A 15,894-nucleotide genomic window follows, 5' to 3' on the forward strand; every position below is an offset into this window, starting at 1 on the left:
CCGCACCACCGAGCAGCAGCGGGACGAGAGCCGGGTAGACCTTATGCACGACGACGAACAGCACGGGCCCCTCGCGGGCTTCACGGTCGGCGTCACCGCCGCGCGCCGGGCGGAGGAACTCGCCACGCTGCTGCGGCGGCGCGGCGCCAGCGTGGTGCACGCCCCCGCCCTGCGGATCGTGCCGCTCGCCGACGACAGCGAACTCCTCGCCGCCACCCAGGAGCTCGTCGCCAGCGTCCCCGACGTGGTCATCGCCACCACCGCGATCGGCTTCCGGGGCTGGATCGAGGCGGCCGACGGCTGGGGGATCGGGGACCGGCTGCTGGACCGGCTGCGCGGCGTCGAACTGCTGGCGCGCGGCCCCAAGGTCAAGGGCGCGGTCCGGGCCGCCGGGCTGACCGAGGCGTGGTCACCCGCCTCGGAGTCCATGGCCGAAGTGCTGGAACGGCTGCTCGCGGAGGGCGTAGAGGGCCGCCGCATCGCCCTCCAGCTGCACGGCGAACCGCTCCCCGGCTTCGTCGAGTCGCTCCGGGCGGCGGGCGCGGAGGTCATCGGCGTGCCCGTCTACCGCTGGATGCCGCCGGAGGACATCACCCCGCTCGACCGGCTCCTCGACCTCACCACCACCCGCGGTCTGGACGCGCTCACCTTCACCAGCGCCCCCGCCGCGGCCTCGATGCTGCGCCGGGCGGAGGAGCGCGGCATGCTTCCCGAACTCCTGGGCGCGCTGCGGGACGACGTCGTATCGGCCTGCGTCGGACCGGTCACCGCCCTGCCGTTGCAGGCCCACGGGCTCGACACCATCCAGCCGGAGCGCTTCCGGCTCGGCCCGCTCGTCCAGACCCTCTGCCGTGAACTGCCTTCCCGGGCGAGGACGTTGCCCATCGCGGGGCACCGGGTCGAGATCCGGGGCCACGCCGTCCTGGTCGACGAGGAGCTGCGCCCGGTGCCGCCCGCCGGGATGGCCCTGCTGCACGCCCTGGCCCGCAGGCCGGGCTGGGTGGTGGCCCGCGCGGAGCTGCTGCGCGCGCTGCCCGGCAGCGGTACGGACGAGCACGCGGTGGAGACGGCCATGGCCCGGCTGCGCACCGCGCTCGGGGTGCCCAGGATCGTCCAGACGGTCGTCAAGCGGGGCTACCGGCTGGCCCTGGACCCGGCCGCCGACACCAAGTACGCGGACGTCTGAGGGAGGTGGCGCGCCGTCAGGTGCGAGCCCCGCAGCAGGAGGGCCAGCGCCGCGGTGCACAGGACCGCCCGTACGGCGTTCCAGGCGACCCACGCGTCCTCGAACCGGTCCCGCACGGCGGCTGGGTCAGCGATGTGCGCCGGATCGCCGGCCCGCGCCAGCTCGTCGTTGAGCGGGACGTTGACGCCGGAGGTGAGCAGGAAGGCGACGGCGTACACCGCGAACGCGGCGAAGAGCCACCCGCGCGGCCCGGGGGAGCGGCGGTGCTGCCAGGCGGCCACCGCGGTGAGGAGCAGCGCGCCGAAGAAGCCGGCGAAGAACACCGGGTTCTCTATGACGTCGTTGATGTTCCGCATGACCTCGATGAAGGTGCGGTCGTCGCTGCGGCCGAGCGCGGGCATGACCGCGCAGGAGAAGACGTAGAACGTGCCCGCGACGAGTCCGGTGGTGACAGCGGCGCCGCCGAGGACGAGGTGGCGGAGGGCGCGGTGCGGCCGGTGGGCCTGGCTGGTTGTCATGTCACCAGTCAATTCGCCCGGCCGCTCCCGCTCCATCGCTCAGGCGCGCAGCTCCCTACGCGGGCGTCCAGGCCCGGGATACCGTGCTGGGATGATCGATGACATCCACCGGCTCGACCCCGGGATACGGCTCCGGCCCGCCACCGCGTCCGACGCCGCCTCCCTCGCCGCGGCGCTGACCCGCAGCCGTACGTACATGAGCCCGTGGGAGCCCCGGCGGCCCGACGCCTTCTACACCGAGCAGGGGCAGCGCGAGCGGCTGGCCGGAATCCTGGCCGACCGCGAGGCGGGGCGCGCGATGCCCTGGGTGCTGGCCGACGAGGAGGACCGGGCGGTCGGCGGATTCAACCTCGACGGCATCGTGCTCGGACCGTTCCGCAGTGCCACGCTCGGCTACTGGGTGGACGTCGAGTGCGCGGGCCGGGGCCTGGCCACCGCGGCGGTGCGGCTCATCTGCGACCTGGCCAGGGACGAGCTGCGGCTGCACCGGATCCAGGCGGGAACGCTGCTGCACAACGCGGCCTCGCAGCGGGTGCTCACCAAATGCGGCTTCGAGCAGTTCGCGACGGTCCCGCGCTATATGCACATCGACGGCGACTGGCGCGATCACCGGCTCTTCCAGCGCATCCTGCACGACGGCCCGGTCACGGGGGCACCGGCCGCCGCCGGGGCCTGAGCGCCCGCCCGGCGCCGCCCGTACGGTCCGCGCGGCGGCAGGGGTTACGGGCGGGGGGCCGGGCGGGCACTCTGGTGGGGACGTCGGGCCGGACCAAGGCGGTGACATGCGCATGGCAACGCGCAAGGGATCGTGCGACTGGCGGTTCGACGCCGGGCGGCTCTGCCTGGACCTGGTGGCGACCGGGGCCGGCCGCGCAGACGCCCCCGACCCGCTGGACCGGCCGGAGCGGCTCGCCCACTGGCTGATGGCCTCCGGAGCCGTACCGCAGGGCACCCGGCTCACCGCCGTGGACCACCACTGGCTGCTGCTCTTCCGCCAGCTGAGGACCGCCGTCGACCGGCTGCTCACCGCACAGCTCGGCGGCCGCGGAGCCGAGGGCGCCCTGGAGCGCGTCAACGCGCTCGCCGCCGGGGCGCCGCCCGGAGTGCGCGCCGTGCGCACAGGGAGCGGCGCCCTGGTGCGCGGGCTCAGCACCGAACCCGACTGCCGGGCCCTGCTCGCCGCCGTGGCCCGCGACGCGGTGGAACTGCTCACCGACCAGGTGGCGCTGGCCGGCCTGCGCCGCTGCGAGGGCGACAACTGCCGCCGGATCTACCTGGACACCTCGCGCGGCCGGCGCCGGCGCTGGTGCTCCAGCGAGGTGTGCGGGAACCGCGAACGGGTCGCCCGGCACCGGCGGCGCAACGCGGACCCGGCCGGGCGGTCCACGACGCCGTGACGCCCCTCCGGTCCCTGTCCGGGCACCGGTGAGATCACATGCTCGTGGCAGGTGCGCGACGGGCCCCGCGTCGCATAGGGTTGACGGCTGCCCAATGCACGTCAGAAGGGGGTCTCGGTGGCCGCGCAGGATGCCGCTGTCGATTCGTTGCGGGACCGGGAAATCGGTGTCGAGCAGGAACATCTCGACCGTGTGTACCACCGCCTTGAGGAGAAGATCCACGAGGCGGAATTTCTCATGAGTGATGCCGTCAAACGCGGCCAGGTCGGGACGCCGGGAGCACTCGCGGAACGCGACGCCCAGGTGTTCCGCGCCGGAATCCACCTCAACCGGCTGAACAGCGAGTTCGAGGACTTCCTCTTCGGGAGGATCGACCTGCTGCTCGGCAAGGACGGCGAGCGCGGCCCCGACGGGGCGTTCACCTCCGTGGAGCCCGCCGACGACGCAGTACGGGAAGACGGCACCGCGGACATCGCGGAGACGCTGCACATCGGCCGGATCGGGGTCCTCGACTCCGACTACGCGCCACTGGTCATCGACTGGCGGGCGCCGGCCGCCGCGCCCTTCTACCGGTCCACGCCGAAGGAACCGGGCCGGGTGGTCCGCCGCCGCGTCATCCGCTCCAAGGGCCGCCGGGTCCTCGGCGTCGAGGACGACCTGATGCGCCCCGAACTGACCGGCTACCTGGCGGGCGAGAAGCTCCCCGTGGTGGGGGACGGGGCGCTGATGGCGGCGCTCGGGCAGGCCCGCAGCCACACCATGCGGGACATCGTCTCCTCCATCCAGGCCGAGCAGGACATGGTGATCCGGGCGCCCGCCGCCTCGGTCACCGAGGTCTCCGGCGGCCCCGGCACCGGCAAGACCGCGGTCGCCCTGCACCGGGCCGCCTACCTGCTCTACCAGGACCGGCGGCGGTACGCGGGCGGCATCCTCGTCGTCTCACCGACGCCGCTGCTGGTCGCGTACACCGAGGGGGTGCTGCCCTCGCTCGGTGAGGAGGGCCAGGTCGCGATCCGCGCGGTCGGCTCGCTGTCGGACGAGGCGGCGGGCATCGAAGGCGCCACCACCTACGACGAACCGGCCGTCGCCCGGATCAAGGGCTCCTCCCGGATCCTGCACGTGCTGCGCAAGGCGGCCCGCGGGGCGCTGGAGCAGCCGGTGGTCCGGCCGGCCGCCGGGGACGACGGCCAGCTGGCGTTCGGTGAGGAGGAGGAGGCTCCTCGGGAGACCGTCACGCCCACCCGGCTCCGAGTGGTGGCCTTCGGCGCCCGGGTCGAGCTCAACGAGGACGAGCTCCGGCGCATCCGGAACAACGTCCTCAGCGGCACCGCACCGGTCAACCTGCTGCGCCCGCGCGCCCGCAAACTGCTGCTGGACGCGCTGTGGAGCAGGTCGTCCGGCCGGGGCCGCTACACCGATCCGGAGCTGGCCGTCGAACTGCGCTCCTCGTTCGACGAGGACGTCTCCACAGAGGCGCCGTTCATCGCGTTCCTGAACGCCTGGTGGCCCGAGCTCACCCCGCGCGGGGTGCTCGCCGCGATGTCAGACGAGAAGAGGCTGGCCCGCTGGGCACGGCGGACCCTCAACCAGGGGGAGGTGCGCCGGCTCGCGCGCTCCCTGAAGCGTCTCGACAGCGCGGGCCGGGGGCCGCTGTCCGTCCACGACGTGGCGATGCTGGACGAGTTGCAGCACCTGATCGGCACCCCGAACCGGCCCAAGCGCAAACGGGAGTTCGACCCGCTGGACCACCTCACCGGTCTGGAGGAGCTGATGCCGCAGCGGGAGGAGACCCAGTGGGAGCGGGCCGAGCGGCTCGCGGCGGAACGCACGGAGTACGCGCACGTCATCGTCGACGAGGCGCAGGACCTCACGCCCATGCAGTGGCGGATGGTCGGCCGCCGGGGCCGGCACGCCACCTGGACGATCGTCGGGGACCCGGCGCAGTCCTCCTGGTCGGACCCCGACGAGGCGGCCGCGGCGCGCGACGAGGCGCTCGGCAACCGCCCGCGCCGGAACTTCACGCTGACCGTCAACTACCGCAACCCGGCGGAGATCGCCGAGCTCGCCGCCAAGGTCCTCGCGCTCGCGATGCCCGGCATGGAGTCACCGGCCGCCGTCCGCTCCACGGGCGTGCGGCCGCGCTTCGAGACCGTACGGGACGGCGATCTGGCCGGGACCGTGCGTGAGGAGGCGCGGCGGCTGCTGGCCGAGGTGGACGGCACCGTCGGTGTCGTCGTCGCGATGAACCGGCGGGCGCAGGCCCGCAGCTGGCTCGCGGAGCTGGGCGAGCGGGTGGTGGCGCTCGGCAGCCTGGAGGCGAAGGGCCTTGAGTACGACGCCACGGTGGTCGTCTCGCCCGCGGAGATCGCGGACGAGTCCCCGGCGGGGCTGCGGGTGCTGTACGTCGCGTTGACGCGGGCGACGCAGCAGCTCACGGTCGTCTCGGGGGAGCGGGACCTGCCCGACGAGGACGGGGTGCCGGACCTGCTGAGGGACTGACGCCCGGCCGTCGCTCCGGTCGGCCCGGGAGCCTCTTCGGAGTCAACCCGCGCCGGGGGAATCACTTCTCCGGGGTGTTTGTTAGCCTGGAGTCGGCATCGGCCCGATCCAAGCCCCCGGGCCCAACCTTAGTCGCTTCGAGCGACCACTTGCCGCGAGGCGAGCATGGCGGGCCGGTGCCGCTTAACCGAAGAAGACAGACCCGCGTCACCTCTCGGTGACGCGGGTCTGTTTCTGTTTAGGGCCCACCGGGATCGCACCGGCATCACGTCGGCATCGTGGAGGTGCGCCTTCGGGGGTTCCGCTGGAGCCCTCGTATCTCGTATGGTGGAAACAACTTTCCGAAGTGCGGCAGTCATTACCGGCTACCCACCGGTAGGTGCGAATATCTGAAGGCGTGTGCGGGTCTGTTCCTGATTTCGGACCCGGCCCGCGTAGCAATGAAGCTAAGGAAAGCGAAGGACTCGGCCATGGCAACGGCGCCCAGCGTCTCGTACTCGATGACGGTCAGGCTGGAGGTGCCCGCGAGCGGCACAGCGGTCTCCCAGCTCACCACGGCCGTGGAGTCCTCCGGTGGTTCGGTCACCGGCCTCGACGTGACCGCTTCCGGCCACGACAAGCTCCGGATCGACGTCACGATCGCGGCCTCCTCCACCTCGCACGCCGACGAGATCGTCGAAGGCCTGCGCGACATCGACGGCGTCATCCTCGGCAAGGTGTCCGACCGTACGTTCCTGATGCACCTCGGCGGCAAGATCGAGATGCAGTCGAAGCACCCCATCCGCAACCGTGACGACCTCTCGATGATCTACACCCCCGGTGTGGCCCGGGTCTGCATGGCGATCGCGGAGAACCCCGAGGACGCCCGACGGCTCACCATCAAGCGCAACTCCGTCGCAGTCGTGACGGACGGCTCCGCGGTGCTCGGCCTCGGCAACATCGGCCCGAAGGCCGCGCTCCCGGTCATGGAGGGCAAGGCCGCCCTCTTCAAGCGGTTCGCCGGCATCGACGCCTGGCCGATCTGCCTGGACACCCAGGACACCGACGCCATCGTCGAGATCGTCAAGGCGATCGCCCCCGGCTTCGCGGGCATCAACCTGGAGGACATCTCCGCGCCGCGCTGCTTCGAGATCGAGGCCCGGCTGCGCGAGGCCCTGGACATCCCCGTCTTCCACGACGACCAGCACGGCACCGCCATCGTCGTACTGGCCTCGCTGACCAACGCGCTGCGCGTGGTGGGCAAGGCCATCGGGGACGTACGGGTCGTCATGTCCGGCGCCGGGGCGGCCGGTACGGCCATCCTGAAGCTCCTCCTCGCCGCGGGCGTCAAGCACGCGGTCGTCGCCGACATCCACGGCGTGGTGCACGCCGGCCGCGAGGACCTGGTCTCCGCCGACGCCGACTCGCCGCTGCGCTGGATCGCGGACAACACCAACCCGGAGTCCGTCACCGGCACCCTCAAGCAGGCCGTCGTGGGCGCCGACGTCTTCATCGGCGTCTCGGCCCCGAACGTGCTGGACGGGACCGACGTCGCGGCCATGGCGGACGGAGCGATCGTGTTCGCGCTCGCGAACCCGGACCCCGAGGTCGACCCCGCGGTCGCCCGCGAGACGGCCGCGGTCGTGGCCACCGGCCGCTCCGACTTCCCCAACCAGATCAACAACGTCCTGGTCTTCCCCGGCGTCTTCCGCGGGCTCCTGGACGCCCAGTCCCGGACCGTCAACACCGAGATGATGCTCGCCGCCGCACGCGCACTCGCCGGTGTCGTCGCGGAGGACGAGGTGAACGCGAACTACATCATCCCCTCGGTCTTCAACGACAAGGTCGCCGGAGCGGTCGCCGGAGCGGTCCGGGAAGCCGCCAAGGCGGCCGGGGTGACTGTGACGGGTCCCACGTCTGCCTGATGTCGGCGCGTCGCTGGTCGCGGCGCCCCAAACGCCCCTTTAGGGTGGGCGGGCGACGCGTCCCGCAGAGCCCCGCAACCGCTGCGGACCGCTTTCGGGGAGTCGACGGAACGTCACCACGACGAGGCAGTGGCGCTTTTCGTTTGACTCCGGAGGGTGCCGGATTGGCTTTCCCGCCGCAGGTGGGGGCAGGATACTTTCCCAAGGACTTCGTCCGGGGGGAGACCCCCACGGGGCGCGAGGGTTCTCACACGGACCCGAGTCCGGGGACTGTCCGAGGGCCCTGGCAGCATCGGCTTCGATCTCACGCCTCACAGGCAAGAAGAACACGGGAGTAACAACATGAACCGCAGTGAGCTGGTGGCCGCCCTGGCCGACCGCGCCGAGGTGACTCGCAAGGACGCCGACGCCGTGCTGGCCGCGCTCGCCGAGACCGTCGGTGAGATCGTCGCCAAGGGCGACGAGAAGGTCACCATCCCCGGCTTCCTGACCTTCGAGCGCACCCACCGTGCCGCTCGCACCGCTCGTAACCCGCAGACCGGCGACCCGATCAACATCCCGGCCGGCTACAGCGTGAAGGTCTCCGCGGGCTCGAAGCTCAAGGAAGCCGCCAAGGGCAAGTAACAACCCCCTGGTACGACGAAGGGCGGTCACCCCGACCAGGGTGGCCGCCCTTCGGCGTACGGGCCGCAGAGAGCCGTTTGCGGGCCTCTGTACGGGTACGGAGCCGCTCCCCGGGGGCTCGCCGCCCCCGGGGAGCGGCTCAGACGAGTGAACCGCCCGGCAGCTCCACCTTCGCGCCGAGCTTCTCCAGCTTGTCCATGAAGTTCTCGTAGCCCCGGTTGATCAGGTCGATCCCGTGCACCCGGGACGTCCCCTGCGCCGCCAGAGCGGCGATCAGGTACGAGAAACCGCCGCGCAGGTCGGGGATGACCAGATCGGCGCCCTGCAGCTTAGTCGGCCCGGAGACGACCGCGGAGTGCAGGAAGTTGCGCTGGCCGAAGCGGCAGTCGGAGCCGCCCAGGCACTCGCGGTAGAGCTGGATGTGCGCGCCCATCTGGTTCAGCGCGGAGGTGAAGCCGAGCCGCGACTCGTACACCGTCTCGTGCACGATCGACAGGCCCGAGGCCTGCGTCAGCGCCACGACCAGCGGCTGCTGCCAGTCGGTCTGGAAACCGGGGTGCACGTCCGTCTCCAGCGCGATGGCGTTCAGCGCGCCGCCCGGATGCCAGAACCGGATGCCCTCGTCGTCGATCTCGAAGGCGCCGCCGACCCGGCGGAAGGTGTTCAGGAACGTCATCATCGAGCGCTGCTGCGCCCCGTGGACGTAGATGTTGCCCCCGGTCGCCAGCGCCGCGGATGCCCAGGAGGCGGCCTCCAGGCGGTCCGGGATGGCCCGGTGCGTGTAGCCGTCGAGACGGTCGACACCGGTGATCCGGATGGTCCGGTCGGTGTCCATGGAGATGATCGCGCCCATCTTCTGCAGTACGCAGATGAGGTCCTCGATCTCCGGCTCCACGGCCGCGTTCGACAGCTCGGTGACACCCTCGGCCAGCACCGCGGTCAGCAGCACCTGCTCGGTGGAGCCCACCGACGGGTACGGCAGCCTGATCTTGGTGCCGCGCAGCCGCTGCGGGGCCTCCAGGTACTGGCCGTCCGCCCGCTTCTCGATCGTCGCGCCGAACTGGCGCAGCACGTCGAAGTGGAAGTCGATCGGCCGGCCGCCGATGTCGCAGCCGCCGAGACCCGGGATGAACGCGTGGCCCAGCCGGTGCAGCAGCGGGCCGCAGAAGAGGATCGGGATGCGCGACGAGCCCGCGTGGGCGTCGATGTCGGCGACGTTCGCGCTCTCGACGTGGGTGGGGTCCAGGATCAGCTCGCCCGGTTCGTCACCCGGACGGACCGTCACGCCGTGCAGCTGCAGCAGCCCGCGGACCACCCGCACATCGCGGATGTCGGGCACGTTGCGCAGCCGGCTGGGCCCGCTGCCGAGCAGCGCGGCGACCATTGCCTTCGGCACCAGGTTCTTGGCGCCTCGGACGCGGATCTCGCCCTCCAGCGGGGTTCCGCCGTGGACAAGCAGGACATCGTCTGTGCCGGTCATGAATCTCGCGTTCCGGAGTGGTCGGGCAGGGGGCCAATCGAAAGGGTAATGGCCGCGCACCCCTCCTCCGTAAGAAAGCGGGGGGTACGCGAACGTCATGAATCCGCCACAACACGCTCCGCGTCCTGGATCTTGCGGAGGGTCACCGTCCGGATGGGTGCCCGTTCGTGCGCTCCCCGTGCACCCGTGCGCCCTGAGCTGCGCTCGGGTCCCCGGGGCGACGGCCGGGCCACTTGGCCCCCACGAACGCCGAAGATGCGGGATCATTTCTGGCATGACCGAGGTGTCCTCGCTCACAGGGCGGCTGCTCGTGGCCGCACCCGCCCTGGCGGACCCGAATTTCGACCGCGCGGTGGTGCTGCTCCTCGACCACGACGAGGAGGGCTCGCTCGGCGTCGTCCTGAACCGCCCGACCCCGGTCGGCGTCGCCGACATCCTCCTGTCCTGGGCCGGACTGGCCGGCGAACCCGGTGTCGTCTTCCAGGGCGGCCCGGTCTCCCTCGACTCGGCGCTGGGGGTGGCGGTGATCCCCGGGGAGGAGGGCCCCCTCGGCTGGCGCCGGGTGCACGGGGCGATCGGCCTGGTGGACCTGGAGGCGCCGCCCGAGCTGCTGGCCCCGGCCCTCGGCTCGCTGCGGATCTTCGCCGGGTACGCGGGCTGGGGGCCCGGACAGCTGGAGGCGGAACTCTCCGAGGGCGCCTGGTACGTCGTCGAGTCGGAGCCGGGGGATGTCTCGTCCCCGCGCCCGGAGGGCCTCTGGCGGGCCGTCCTGCGCCGTCAGCGCAGCAAACTGGCCATGGTCGCCACGTACCCGGACGACCCTTCGCTGAACTGATCCGCCGGGCTTTCAGTACGCTTGGCGGTTATGAGCACTCTTGAGCCCGATCGCGGGGCAGGTACGGGAACCCTCGTGGAGCCGACGCCACAGGTGTCGAACGGCGACGGCGACCACGAGCGCTACGCCCATTACGTCCAGAAGGACAAGATCATGGCGAGTGCCCTGGAGGGCACCCCCGTGGTGGCGCTGTGCGGCAAGGTCTGGGTGCCGGGGCGCGACCCCAAGAAGTACCCGGTGTGTCCCATGTGCAAGGAGATCTACGAGTCCATGGGCGCCGGCGGCGACAAGGACAAGGGCAAGGGCGGCAAGGACAAGAAGTAGCAGGCCGGCACTTTCTGTCCGCAGCAGCAGAACCCACCTGCCCGGAAGGACCCCCGGGGCACGCAGCCGCGTGCCCCGGGGGTCCTTCGTCGTCCGGAGCGGCGTTCGCACCGGCCGCGTTGCACGGGCTGCTTCCCCGGGTCACAGAGTGGTTGAGACCACTTGTCGGAGACTTCGTCTAGACCTACCCTCCTGCCAGTTGTGCAGAACGAAACGCGCGTTGCGCATGGTGCAACGCCTACCGGTAGGGGTCCCGGATGAAGCTTTCTGCCCGAATTGCCGCCCCGGCTGCGGCGCTTGTGCTGGCGGGTCTCACCGCCACCGCCTGCGCGCCGCAGACCTCCGACACCGGCGCCAAGGGGGACGAGAAGACCGGCACGCTGCGCGTCTGGCTGTTCCAGGAGGTCGGCAACAAGCCCAAGGAGAAGGTCGTCGACGCCGCGGTCGCGGACTTCCGGAAGGCCCACGAGGACGCGAAGGTCGAGATCGAGTACATACCCGTCGACACCCGCGCCCAGCGCGTCAAGGCCGCGTTCAACGACCCCGAGAGTGCCCCGGACCTGATCGAGTACGGCAACACCGACACCGCCGGCTACGTGAAGGACGGCGGACTGGCCGACGTCAGCGCCGAGTTCGCCGCGTGGCCGGACGCCAAGGACACCGACCCGACGGCCAAGCAGTCCGTGACGGTCGACGGAAAGATCTACGGGGCCCCGCTCTTCGTCGGCGTCCGGGCGCTCTACTACCGCACCGACGTCTTCGAGGACCTGGGGATCGGGGCGCCCAAGTCCCAGGCGGAGCTGATCTCCACCGCCAAGAAGATCCACCGGAAGAAGCCGGACCTCTACGGGCTCTCGGTGGGCGGCGCGTACACCTACGGAGCGATGCCGTTCATCTGGGCCAACGGCGGCGAACTGGCCACGGGCGGCGGGACTTCGTACAAGGCGGCCATCAACAGCGAGAAGGCCCGCAAGGGCATCGCCGCCTACACCTCGCTCTTCGGCGGCGCCAACTGCCCGGCCGCCAAGTGCGCGGGCATGGGCGGCAACGCGACCGTCACCGCCTTCGCCTCCGGCAAGGCCGCCATGGCCATCGGCGGCGACTTCAGCCACGCGGCCGTCGAGGCGGGCACGGTGAAGGGCAAGTACGCGGTCGTGCCGCTGCCCGGTGTGGCCGAGGGCTCGGTCGCCCCGGCGTTCGCGGGCGGCAACAACATCGGCGTGCTGAAGAGCAGCAAGCACCGCACCCTCGCCGTCGACCTGATGAAGTCGCTGACCGGCAAGGCGACCCAGGCGAAGATGTTCGACGCGATGGGCTTCCTGCCGACGTACACGGACGTGCTCGACGCGGCCGCGAAGAAGGAGCCGTTCGTCGAACCGTTCGTCAGGACCCTGGGCGCGGGCGCCAAGTTCGTCCCCGCCTCTGCCGCCTGGGGCCAGATCGACTCCTCGCTGATCCTGCCGACGATGTTCCAGGAGATCGTCAGCGGCCGTAAGGACGTGGCCGGCGCCTCGGACGACGCGGCGAAGAAGATGGACGCAGCGTTCGCCGCCGCGGGCTGACGATGACGGCGAACAGCACGGCGTACAAGGCGCCGGGCGCACCCGGCACGGGCGGGGCCGCCCCGCGTCCGCGCCGGCGCCGCCCCCCGGCCTCCCCGGCCAGGCGGTCCGGCTGGACCCCCTGGCTCTACCTCCTGCCCGCGCTCGTCCTGCTGGGCGGGCTGCTGGTCTACCCGATCTACCAACTCGGCCTGATCTCCTTCCTGGAGTACACCCAGGCCCAGGTCAGCGGCGGCGAACCGGCCACCTTCCAGGGGTTCGGCAACTACGCGACGCTCTTCCAGGACAGCCAGTTCTGGCAGGTCCTGGCGGCCACCGTGGTCTTCGCGGCCCTGTGCGTGCTCGCCACCCTGCTGGTCGGCTGCGCCCTGGCCGTCCTGCTGACCCGGGTACGGGCCCTGCCCCGGCTCGCGCTGATGATGGCCGCGCTCGGCGCCTGGGCGACCCCGGCGATCACCGGTTCGACCGTCTGGGTCTTCCTCTTCGACGCCGACTTCGGACCGGTCAACCGGGTGCTGGGGCTCGGTGACTTCTCCTGGACGTACGGGCGCTACAGCGCCTTCGCGCTGGTGCTCCTCGAAGTCCTGTGGTGCTCGTTCCCGTTCGTGATGGTCACCGTGTACGCGGGCATCCGGGCGATCCCCACCGAGGTGCTGGAGGCGGCGGCGCTGGACGGCGCCTCGCAGTGGCGGATCTGGCGCTCTGTCATGGCACCGATGCTGCGGCCGATCCTGATCGTCGTCACCATCCAGTCGATCATCTGGGACTTCAAGGTCTTCACGCAGATCTACGTCATGACCAACGGCGGCGGCATCGCCGGGCAGAACCTGGTGCTCAACGTGTACGCCTACCAGAAGGCGTTCGCGTCCTCGCAGTACAGCCTCGGCTCGGCCATCGGCGTCGTGATGCTGATCATCCTGCTGGCGGTCACGCTGGTCTATCTGCGCCTGGTGAGGCGCCAGGGGGAGGAACTGTGAGCCTGCCGTCCCTGTCGCGCGTCCGCCGGCCCGGCCGGCTCGCCGCCGAGGCCGCGGCGCTGCTGATCGCCGCCGCCGTGGCCTTCCCGCTGTACTGGATGGTGCTCTCGGCCTTCAAGCCGGCCGGAGAGGTCCAGTCCGCGCACCCGAGGCCCTGGACGCTGTCGCCGTCCCTGGACTCCTTCCGCCGGGTCTTCCAGCAGCAGGACTTCGGGCGCTACTTCCTCAACAGCCTGATCGTCGCCGGCACGGTCGTCATCGTCTCCGCCCTGATCGCCTTCCTGGCGGCGACGGCGGTCACCCGGTTCCGGTTCCGCTTCCGCACCACCCTGCTGATCATGTTCCTGGTCGCGCAGATGGTGCCGGTCGAGGCGCTGACGATCCCGCTGTTCTTCCTGATGCGCGACTTCGGCCAGCTGAACACGCTCGGTTCGCTGATCCTGCCGCACCTGGCGTTCTCGCTGCCGTTCGCGATCTGGATGCTGCGCGGCTTCGTCAAGGCCGTCCCGGACGCCCTGGAGGAGGCGGCGTACATCGACGGGGCGAGCCGGGCCCGCTTCCTGTGGCAGATCCTCTTCCCGCTGGTCTTCCCGGGGCTGGTGGCGACGAGCGTCTTCTCGTTCATCTCGACCTGGAACGACTTCCTCTTCGCGAAGTCGTTCATCATCAGCGACACCTCCCAGTCGACGCTCCCGATGGCGCTGCTGGTCTTCTTCAAACCCGATGAGAACGACTGGGGAGGGATCATGGCAGCCTCGACGGTGATGACCATCCCCGTGCTGGTCTTCTTCGTACTCGTACAGCGACGCCTGGTCTCGGGACTGGGCGGAGCGGTTAAGGACTGACCTCATGGACATGGATCTGATCCCGGCCCCCGTGCGCGCCGATGACCGGGGGCGGTGCGGATTCGTCCTGGACGCGGCAACCACCATCACGGCGGCCCCCGGCACCGAGACCACGGAGCGCTGGCTGCGCGCCACGCTCGGCGCCGCCTTCGGCCTGTCGCTCGCCCCGGCGGGCGAGGGCGCGGAGCAGTCCGTCCGGCTGCTGACCGACCCCGCCCTGGAGCCCGAGGCGTACCGGCTGACCACCCTGCCCGGCAACAGCGTCGCGATCACCGGCGGCAGCCCCGCCGGGGTCTTCTGGGGCGCGCAGACGCTGCGTCAGCTGCTGGGGCCCGAGGCGTTCCGCCGGGCGCCCGTGGACGGCGACGCCCGGCCCGGCTTCGGGTTCACCGACATCGAGGACGGCCCGCGCTTCGGCTGGCGCGGCATGATGCTCGACGTGTCACGGCACTTCATGCCCAAGACCGACGTTCTGCGTTACCTCGACCTCCTCGCCGCCCACAAGCTGAACGTCTTCCACTTCCACCTCACCGACGACCAGGGCTGGCGCATCGAGATCAAGCGCCACCCGCGCCTGACCGAGGCCGGCTCCTGGCGCTCGCGCACCAAGCACGGCCACCGGGCCTCCGAACTCTGGGACGAGACCCCGCACGGCGGTTTCTACACCCAGGACGACATCCGCGAGATCGTGGCGTACGCCGCCGCCCGGCACATCCGGGTCGTCCCCGAGATCGACATCCCGGGCCACTCGCAGGCGACCATCACCGCCTACCCGGAGCTCGGCAACACCGACGTCATCGACACCGCCGCCCTGACCGTCTGGGACGACTGGGGCGTCGCCCCGAACGTCCTCGCCCCCACCGAGCGGACCCTGCGCTTCTTCGAGGGCGTCTTCGAGGAGGTCCTCGAACTCTTCCCCGCCGCCACCTCGCCGTTCATCCACGTCGGCGGCGACGAGTGCCCCAAGGACCAGTGGAAGCGGTCGCCGACGGCCCAGGCGCGCATCAAGGAGCTCGGCCTGGCCGACGAGGACGAGCTGCAGTCCTGGTTCATCCGGCACTTCGACAGCTGGCTCACCGCACGGGGCCGCCGCCTGATCGGCTGGGACGAGATCCTGGAGGGCGGGCTCGCCGAGGGCGCGGCCGTCTCCTCCTGGCGCGGCTACGCGGGCGGCATCGCCGCCGCGGAGGCCGGGCACGACGTGGTGATGTGCCCGGAGCAGCAGGTCTACCTGGACCACCGTCAGGACGGCGGCCCCGACGAGCCGATGCCGATCGGATACGTCCGCACCCTGGAGGACGTCTACCGCTTCGAACCCGTTCCGCCGAGCCTCTCCGAGGAGGCGGCCCGGCACATCCTGGGCACCCAGGCCAACGTCTGGACCGAGGTCATGCAGAACCGGGCCCGGGTCGACTACCAGGTCTTCCCGCGCCTGGCCGCCTTCGCGGAGGTCGCCTGGTCGGCCCTGCCCGCCCCGGAGGAGCGGGACTTCGCCGGCTTCGAGCGGCGGATGGCCGCGCACTACGTGCGACTCGACGCGCTGGGCGTCGACTACCGGCCGTCGAGCGGCCCGTTGCCGTGGCAGCGGCGGCCCGGCGTCCTCGGCCGCCCGCTCGAAGGAGCGCCCCCGCGCGTGTGAGACCTCTCCCTTCCCGGTGCTCCCGGACCTCCCGTCCAACTCGTCCGTTCCACTCTTCCGTGGAACGGAATAAGTCGTACAAGCTCGCTGAATAGTGGCAATTC

At 71.2% G+C, this 15,894-nt stretch carries 14 protein-coding genes; 12 read left to right on the plus strand and 2 right to left on the minus strand.

All coding sequences use genetic code 11. The annotated features are described in order from the left end of the window. Positions 1 to 43 precede the first annotated feature (43 nt). Positions 44 to 1,186, plus strand: a complete 1,143-nt coding sequence (locus RLT59_RS24620; protein ID WP_311307844.1) for a uroporphyrinogen-III synthase — start codon at positions 44 to 46, stop codon at positions 1,184 to 1,186. Here RLT59_RS24620 and RLT59_RS24625 read toward each other — a convergent pair. Continuing rightward, positions 1,135 to 1,704 carry an anthrone oxygenase family protein gene (locus RLT59_RS24625; protein WP_311305411.1) on the minus strand — a complete coding sequence of 190 codons (570 nt, stop codon included), beginning with the start codon at positions 1,702 to 1,704 and terminating at the stop codon, positions 1,135 to 1,137. The two genes, RLT59_RS24620 and RLT59_RS24625, sit on opposite strands and share 52 nt — an antisense overlap. 91 nt (positions 1,705 to 1,795) lie before the next feature. On the opposite strand from RLT59_RS24625, the gene RLT59_RS24630 reads away from it, so the two are divergent. From RLT59_RS24630 to RLT59_RS24650, 5 genes are all read left to right on the plus strand, one after another. Beyond that, positions 1,796 to 2,380 (plus strand): GNAT family N-acetyltransferase, encoded by a 585-nt coding sequence (locus RLT59_RS24630; protein ID WP_311305412.1) that lies wholly within the window; start codon positions 1,796 to 1,798, stop codon positions 2,378 to 2,380. 112 nt (positions 2,381 to 2,492) lie between these two features. Further along, positions 2,493 to 3,101 carry a CGNR zinc finger domain-containing protein gene (locus RLT59_RS24635; protein WP_311305413.1) on the plus strand — a complete coding sequence of 203 codons (609 nt, stop codon included), beginning with the start codon at positions 2,493 to 2,495 and terminating at the stop codon, positions 3,099 to 3,101. 117 nt (positions 3,102 to 3,218) lie between these two features. Further along, the gene (locus RLT59_RS24640; RefSeq protein WP_311305414.1) at positions 3,219 to 5,600 is read left to right on the plus strand and encodes a HelD family protein; all 2,382 of its coding nucleotides are present in this window, start codon (positions 3,219 to 3,221) and stop codon (positions 5,598 to 5,600) included. A 470-nt stretch (positions 5,601 to 6,070) separates the two neighbouring features. Beyond that, positions 6,071 to 7,504 carry an NAD-dependent malic enzyme gene (locus tag RLT59_RS24645; protein ID WP_311305415.1) on the plus strand — a complete coding sequence of 478 codons (1,434 nt, stop codon included), beginning with the start codon at positions 6,071 to 6,073 and terminating at the stop codon, positions 7,502 to 7,504. A 342-nt stretch (positions 7,505 to 7,846) separates the two neighbouring features. Next, positions 7,847 to 8,128 (plus strand): HU family DNA-binding protein, encoded by a 282-nt coding sequence (locus RLT59_RS24650; protein ID WP_003968811.1) that lies wholly within the window; start codon positions 7,847 to 7,849, stop codon positions 8,126 to 8,128. A gap of 139 nt (positions 8,129 to 8,267) precedes the next feature. On the opposite strand, the gene murA is transcribed toward RLT59_RS24650, so the two are convergent. Then, positions 8,268 to 9,608, minus strand: coding sequence for a UDP-N-acetylglucosamine 1-carboxyvinyltransferase (gene murA, locus RLT59_RS24655; RefSeq protein WP_311305416.1), 1,341 nt, complete (start codon positions 9,606 to 9,608; stop codon positions 8,268 to 8,270). A 274-nt stretch (positions 9,609 to 9,882) separates the two neighbouring features. Between murA and RLT59_RS24660 the strand changes: the two genes are divergently transcribed. From RLT59_RS24660 to RLT59_RS24685, 6 genes are all read left to right on the plus strand, one after another. Beyond that, complete coding sequence (locus RLT59_RS24660) at positions 9,883 to 10,443, plus strand: YqgE/AlgH family protein (RefSeq protein WP_311305417.1); 561 nt, start codon at positions 9,883 to 9,885, stop codon at positions 10,441 to 10,443. Between the two features lie 30 nt (positions 10,444 to 10,473). After that, positions 10,474 to 10,767 (plus strand): DUF3039 domain-containing protein, encoded by a 294-nt coding sequence (locus RLT59_RS24665; RefSeq protein WP_073723799.1) that lies wholly within the window; start codon positions 10,474 to 10,476, stop codon positions 10,765 to 10,767. A gap of 257 nt (positions 10,768 to 11,024) precedes the next feature. After that, complete coding sequence (locus RLT59_RS24670; RefSeq protein ID WP_311305418.1) at positions 11,025 to 12,329, plus strand: extracellular solute-binding protein; 1,305 nt, start codon at positions 11,025 to 11,027, stop codon at positions 12,327 to 12,329. A 2-nt stretch (positions 12,330 to 12,331) separates the two neighbouring features. Further along, positions 12,332 to 13,306 (plus strand): carbohydrate ABC transporter permease, encoded by a 975-nt coding sequence (locus RLT59_RS24675; RefSeq protein ID WP_311305419.1) that lies wholly within the window; start codon positions 12,332 to 12,334, stop codon positions 13,304 to 13,306. Further along, complete coding sequence (locus RLT59_RS24680) at positions 13,303 to 14,151, plus strand: carbohydrate ABC transporter permease (protein WP_311305420.1); 849 nt, start codon at positions 13,303 to 13,305, stop codon at positions 14,149 to 14,151. Before RLT59_RS24675 ends, RLT59_RS24680 begins: the two co-directional genes overlap by 4 nt. A 4-nt stretch (positions 14,152 to 14,155) precedes the next feature. Further along, positions 14,156 to 15,790, plus strand: a complete 1,635-nt coding sequence (locus tag RLT59_RS24685) for a beta-N-acetylhexosaminidase (RefSeq protein ID WP_311305421.1) — start codon at positions 14,156 to 14,158, stop codon at positions 15,788 to 15,790. Positions 15,791 to 15,894: the final 104 nt, after the last annotated feature.

The organism is Streptomyces sp. ITFR-6, assembly GCF_031844725.1.
Taxonomy (GTDB): Bacteria; Actinomycetota; Actinomycetes; order Streptomycetales; family Streptomycetaceae; genus Streptomyces.

Bases quoted from the DNA above. Each gene is read 5' to 3' on its own strand.
- RLT59_RS24645 (WP_311305415.1), top strand. From the start codon at position 6,071: ATGGCAACGGCGCCCAGCGTCTCGTACTCGATGACGGTCAGGCTGGAG.
- RLT59_RS24625 (WP_311305411.1), bottom strand. From the start codon at position 1,704: ATGACAACCAGCCAGGCCCACCGGCCGCACCGCGCCCTCCGCCACCTC.
- murA (WP_311305416.1), bottom strand. From the start codon at position 9,608: ATGACCGGCACAGACGATGTCCTGCTTGTCCACGGCGGAACCCCGCTG.
- RLT59_RS24685 (WP_311305421.1), top strand. From the start codon at position 14,156: ATGGACATGGATCTGATCCCGGCCCCCGTGCGCGCCGATGACCGGGGG.
- RLT59_RS24675 (WP_311305419.1), top strand. From the start codon at position 12,332: ATGACGGCGAACAGCACGGCGTACAAGGCGCCGGGCGCACCCGGCACG.
- RLT59_RS24620 (WP_311307844.1), top strand. From the start codon at position 44: ATGCACGACGACGAACAGCACGGGCCCCTCGCGGGCTTCACGGTCGGC.
- RLT59_RS24660 (WP_311305417.1), top strand. From the start codon at position 9,883: ATGACCGAGGTGTCCTCGCTCACAGGGCGGCTGCTCGTGGCCGCACCC.
- RLT59_RS24670 (WP_311305418.1), top strand. From the start codon at position 11,025: ATGAAGCTTTCTGCCCGAATTGCCGCCCCGGCTGCGGCGCTTGTGCTG.
- RLT59_RS24630 (WP_311305412.1), top strand. From the start codon at position 1,796: ATGATCGATGACATCCACCGGCTCGACCCCGGGATACGGCTCCGGCCC.
- RLT59_RS24650 (WP_003968811.1), top strand. From the start codon at position 7,847: ATGAACCGCAGTGAGCTGGTGGCCGCCCTGGCCGACCGCGCCGAGGTG.
- RLT59_RS24665 (WP_073723799.1), top strand. From the start codon at position 10,474: ATGAGCACTCTTGAGCCCGATCGCGGGGCAGGTACGGGAACCCTCGTG.
- RLT59_RS24635 (WP_311305413.1), top strand. From the start codon at position 2,493: ATGGCAACGCGCAAGGGATCGTGCGACTGGCGGTTCGACGCCGGGCGG.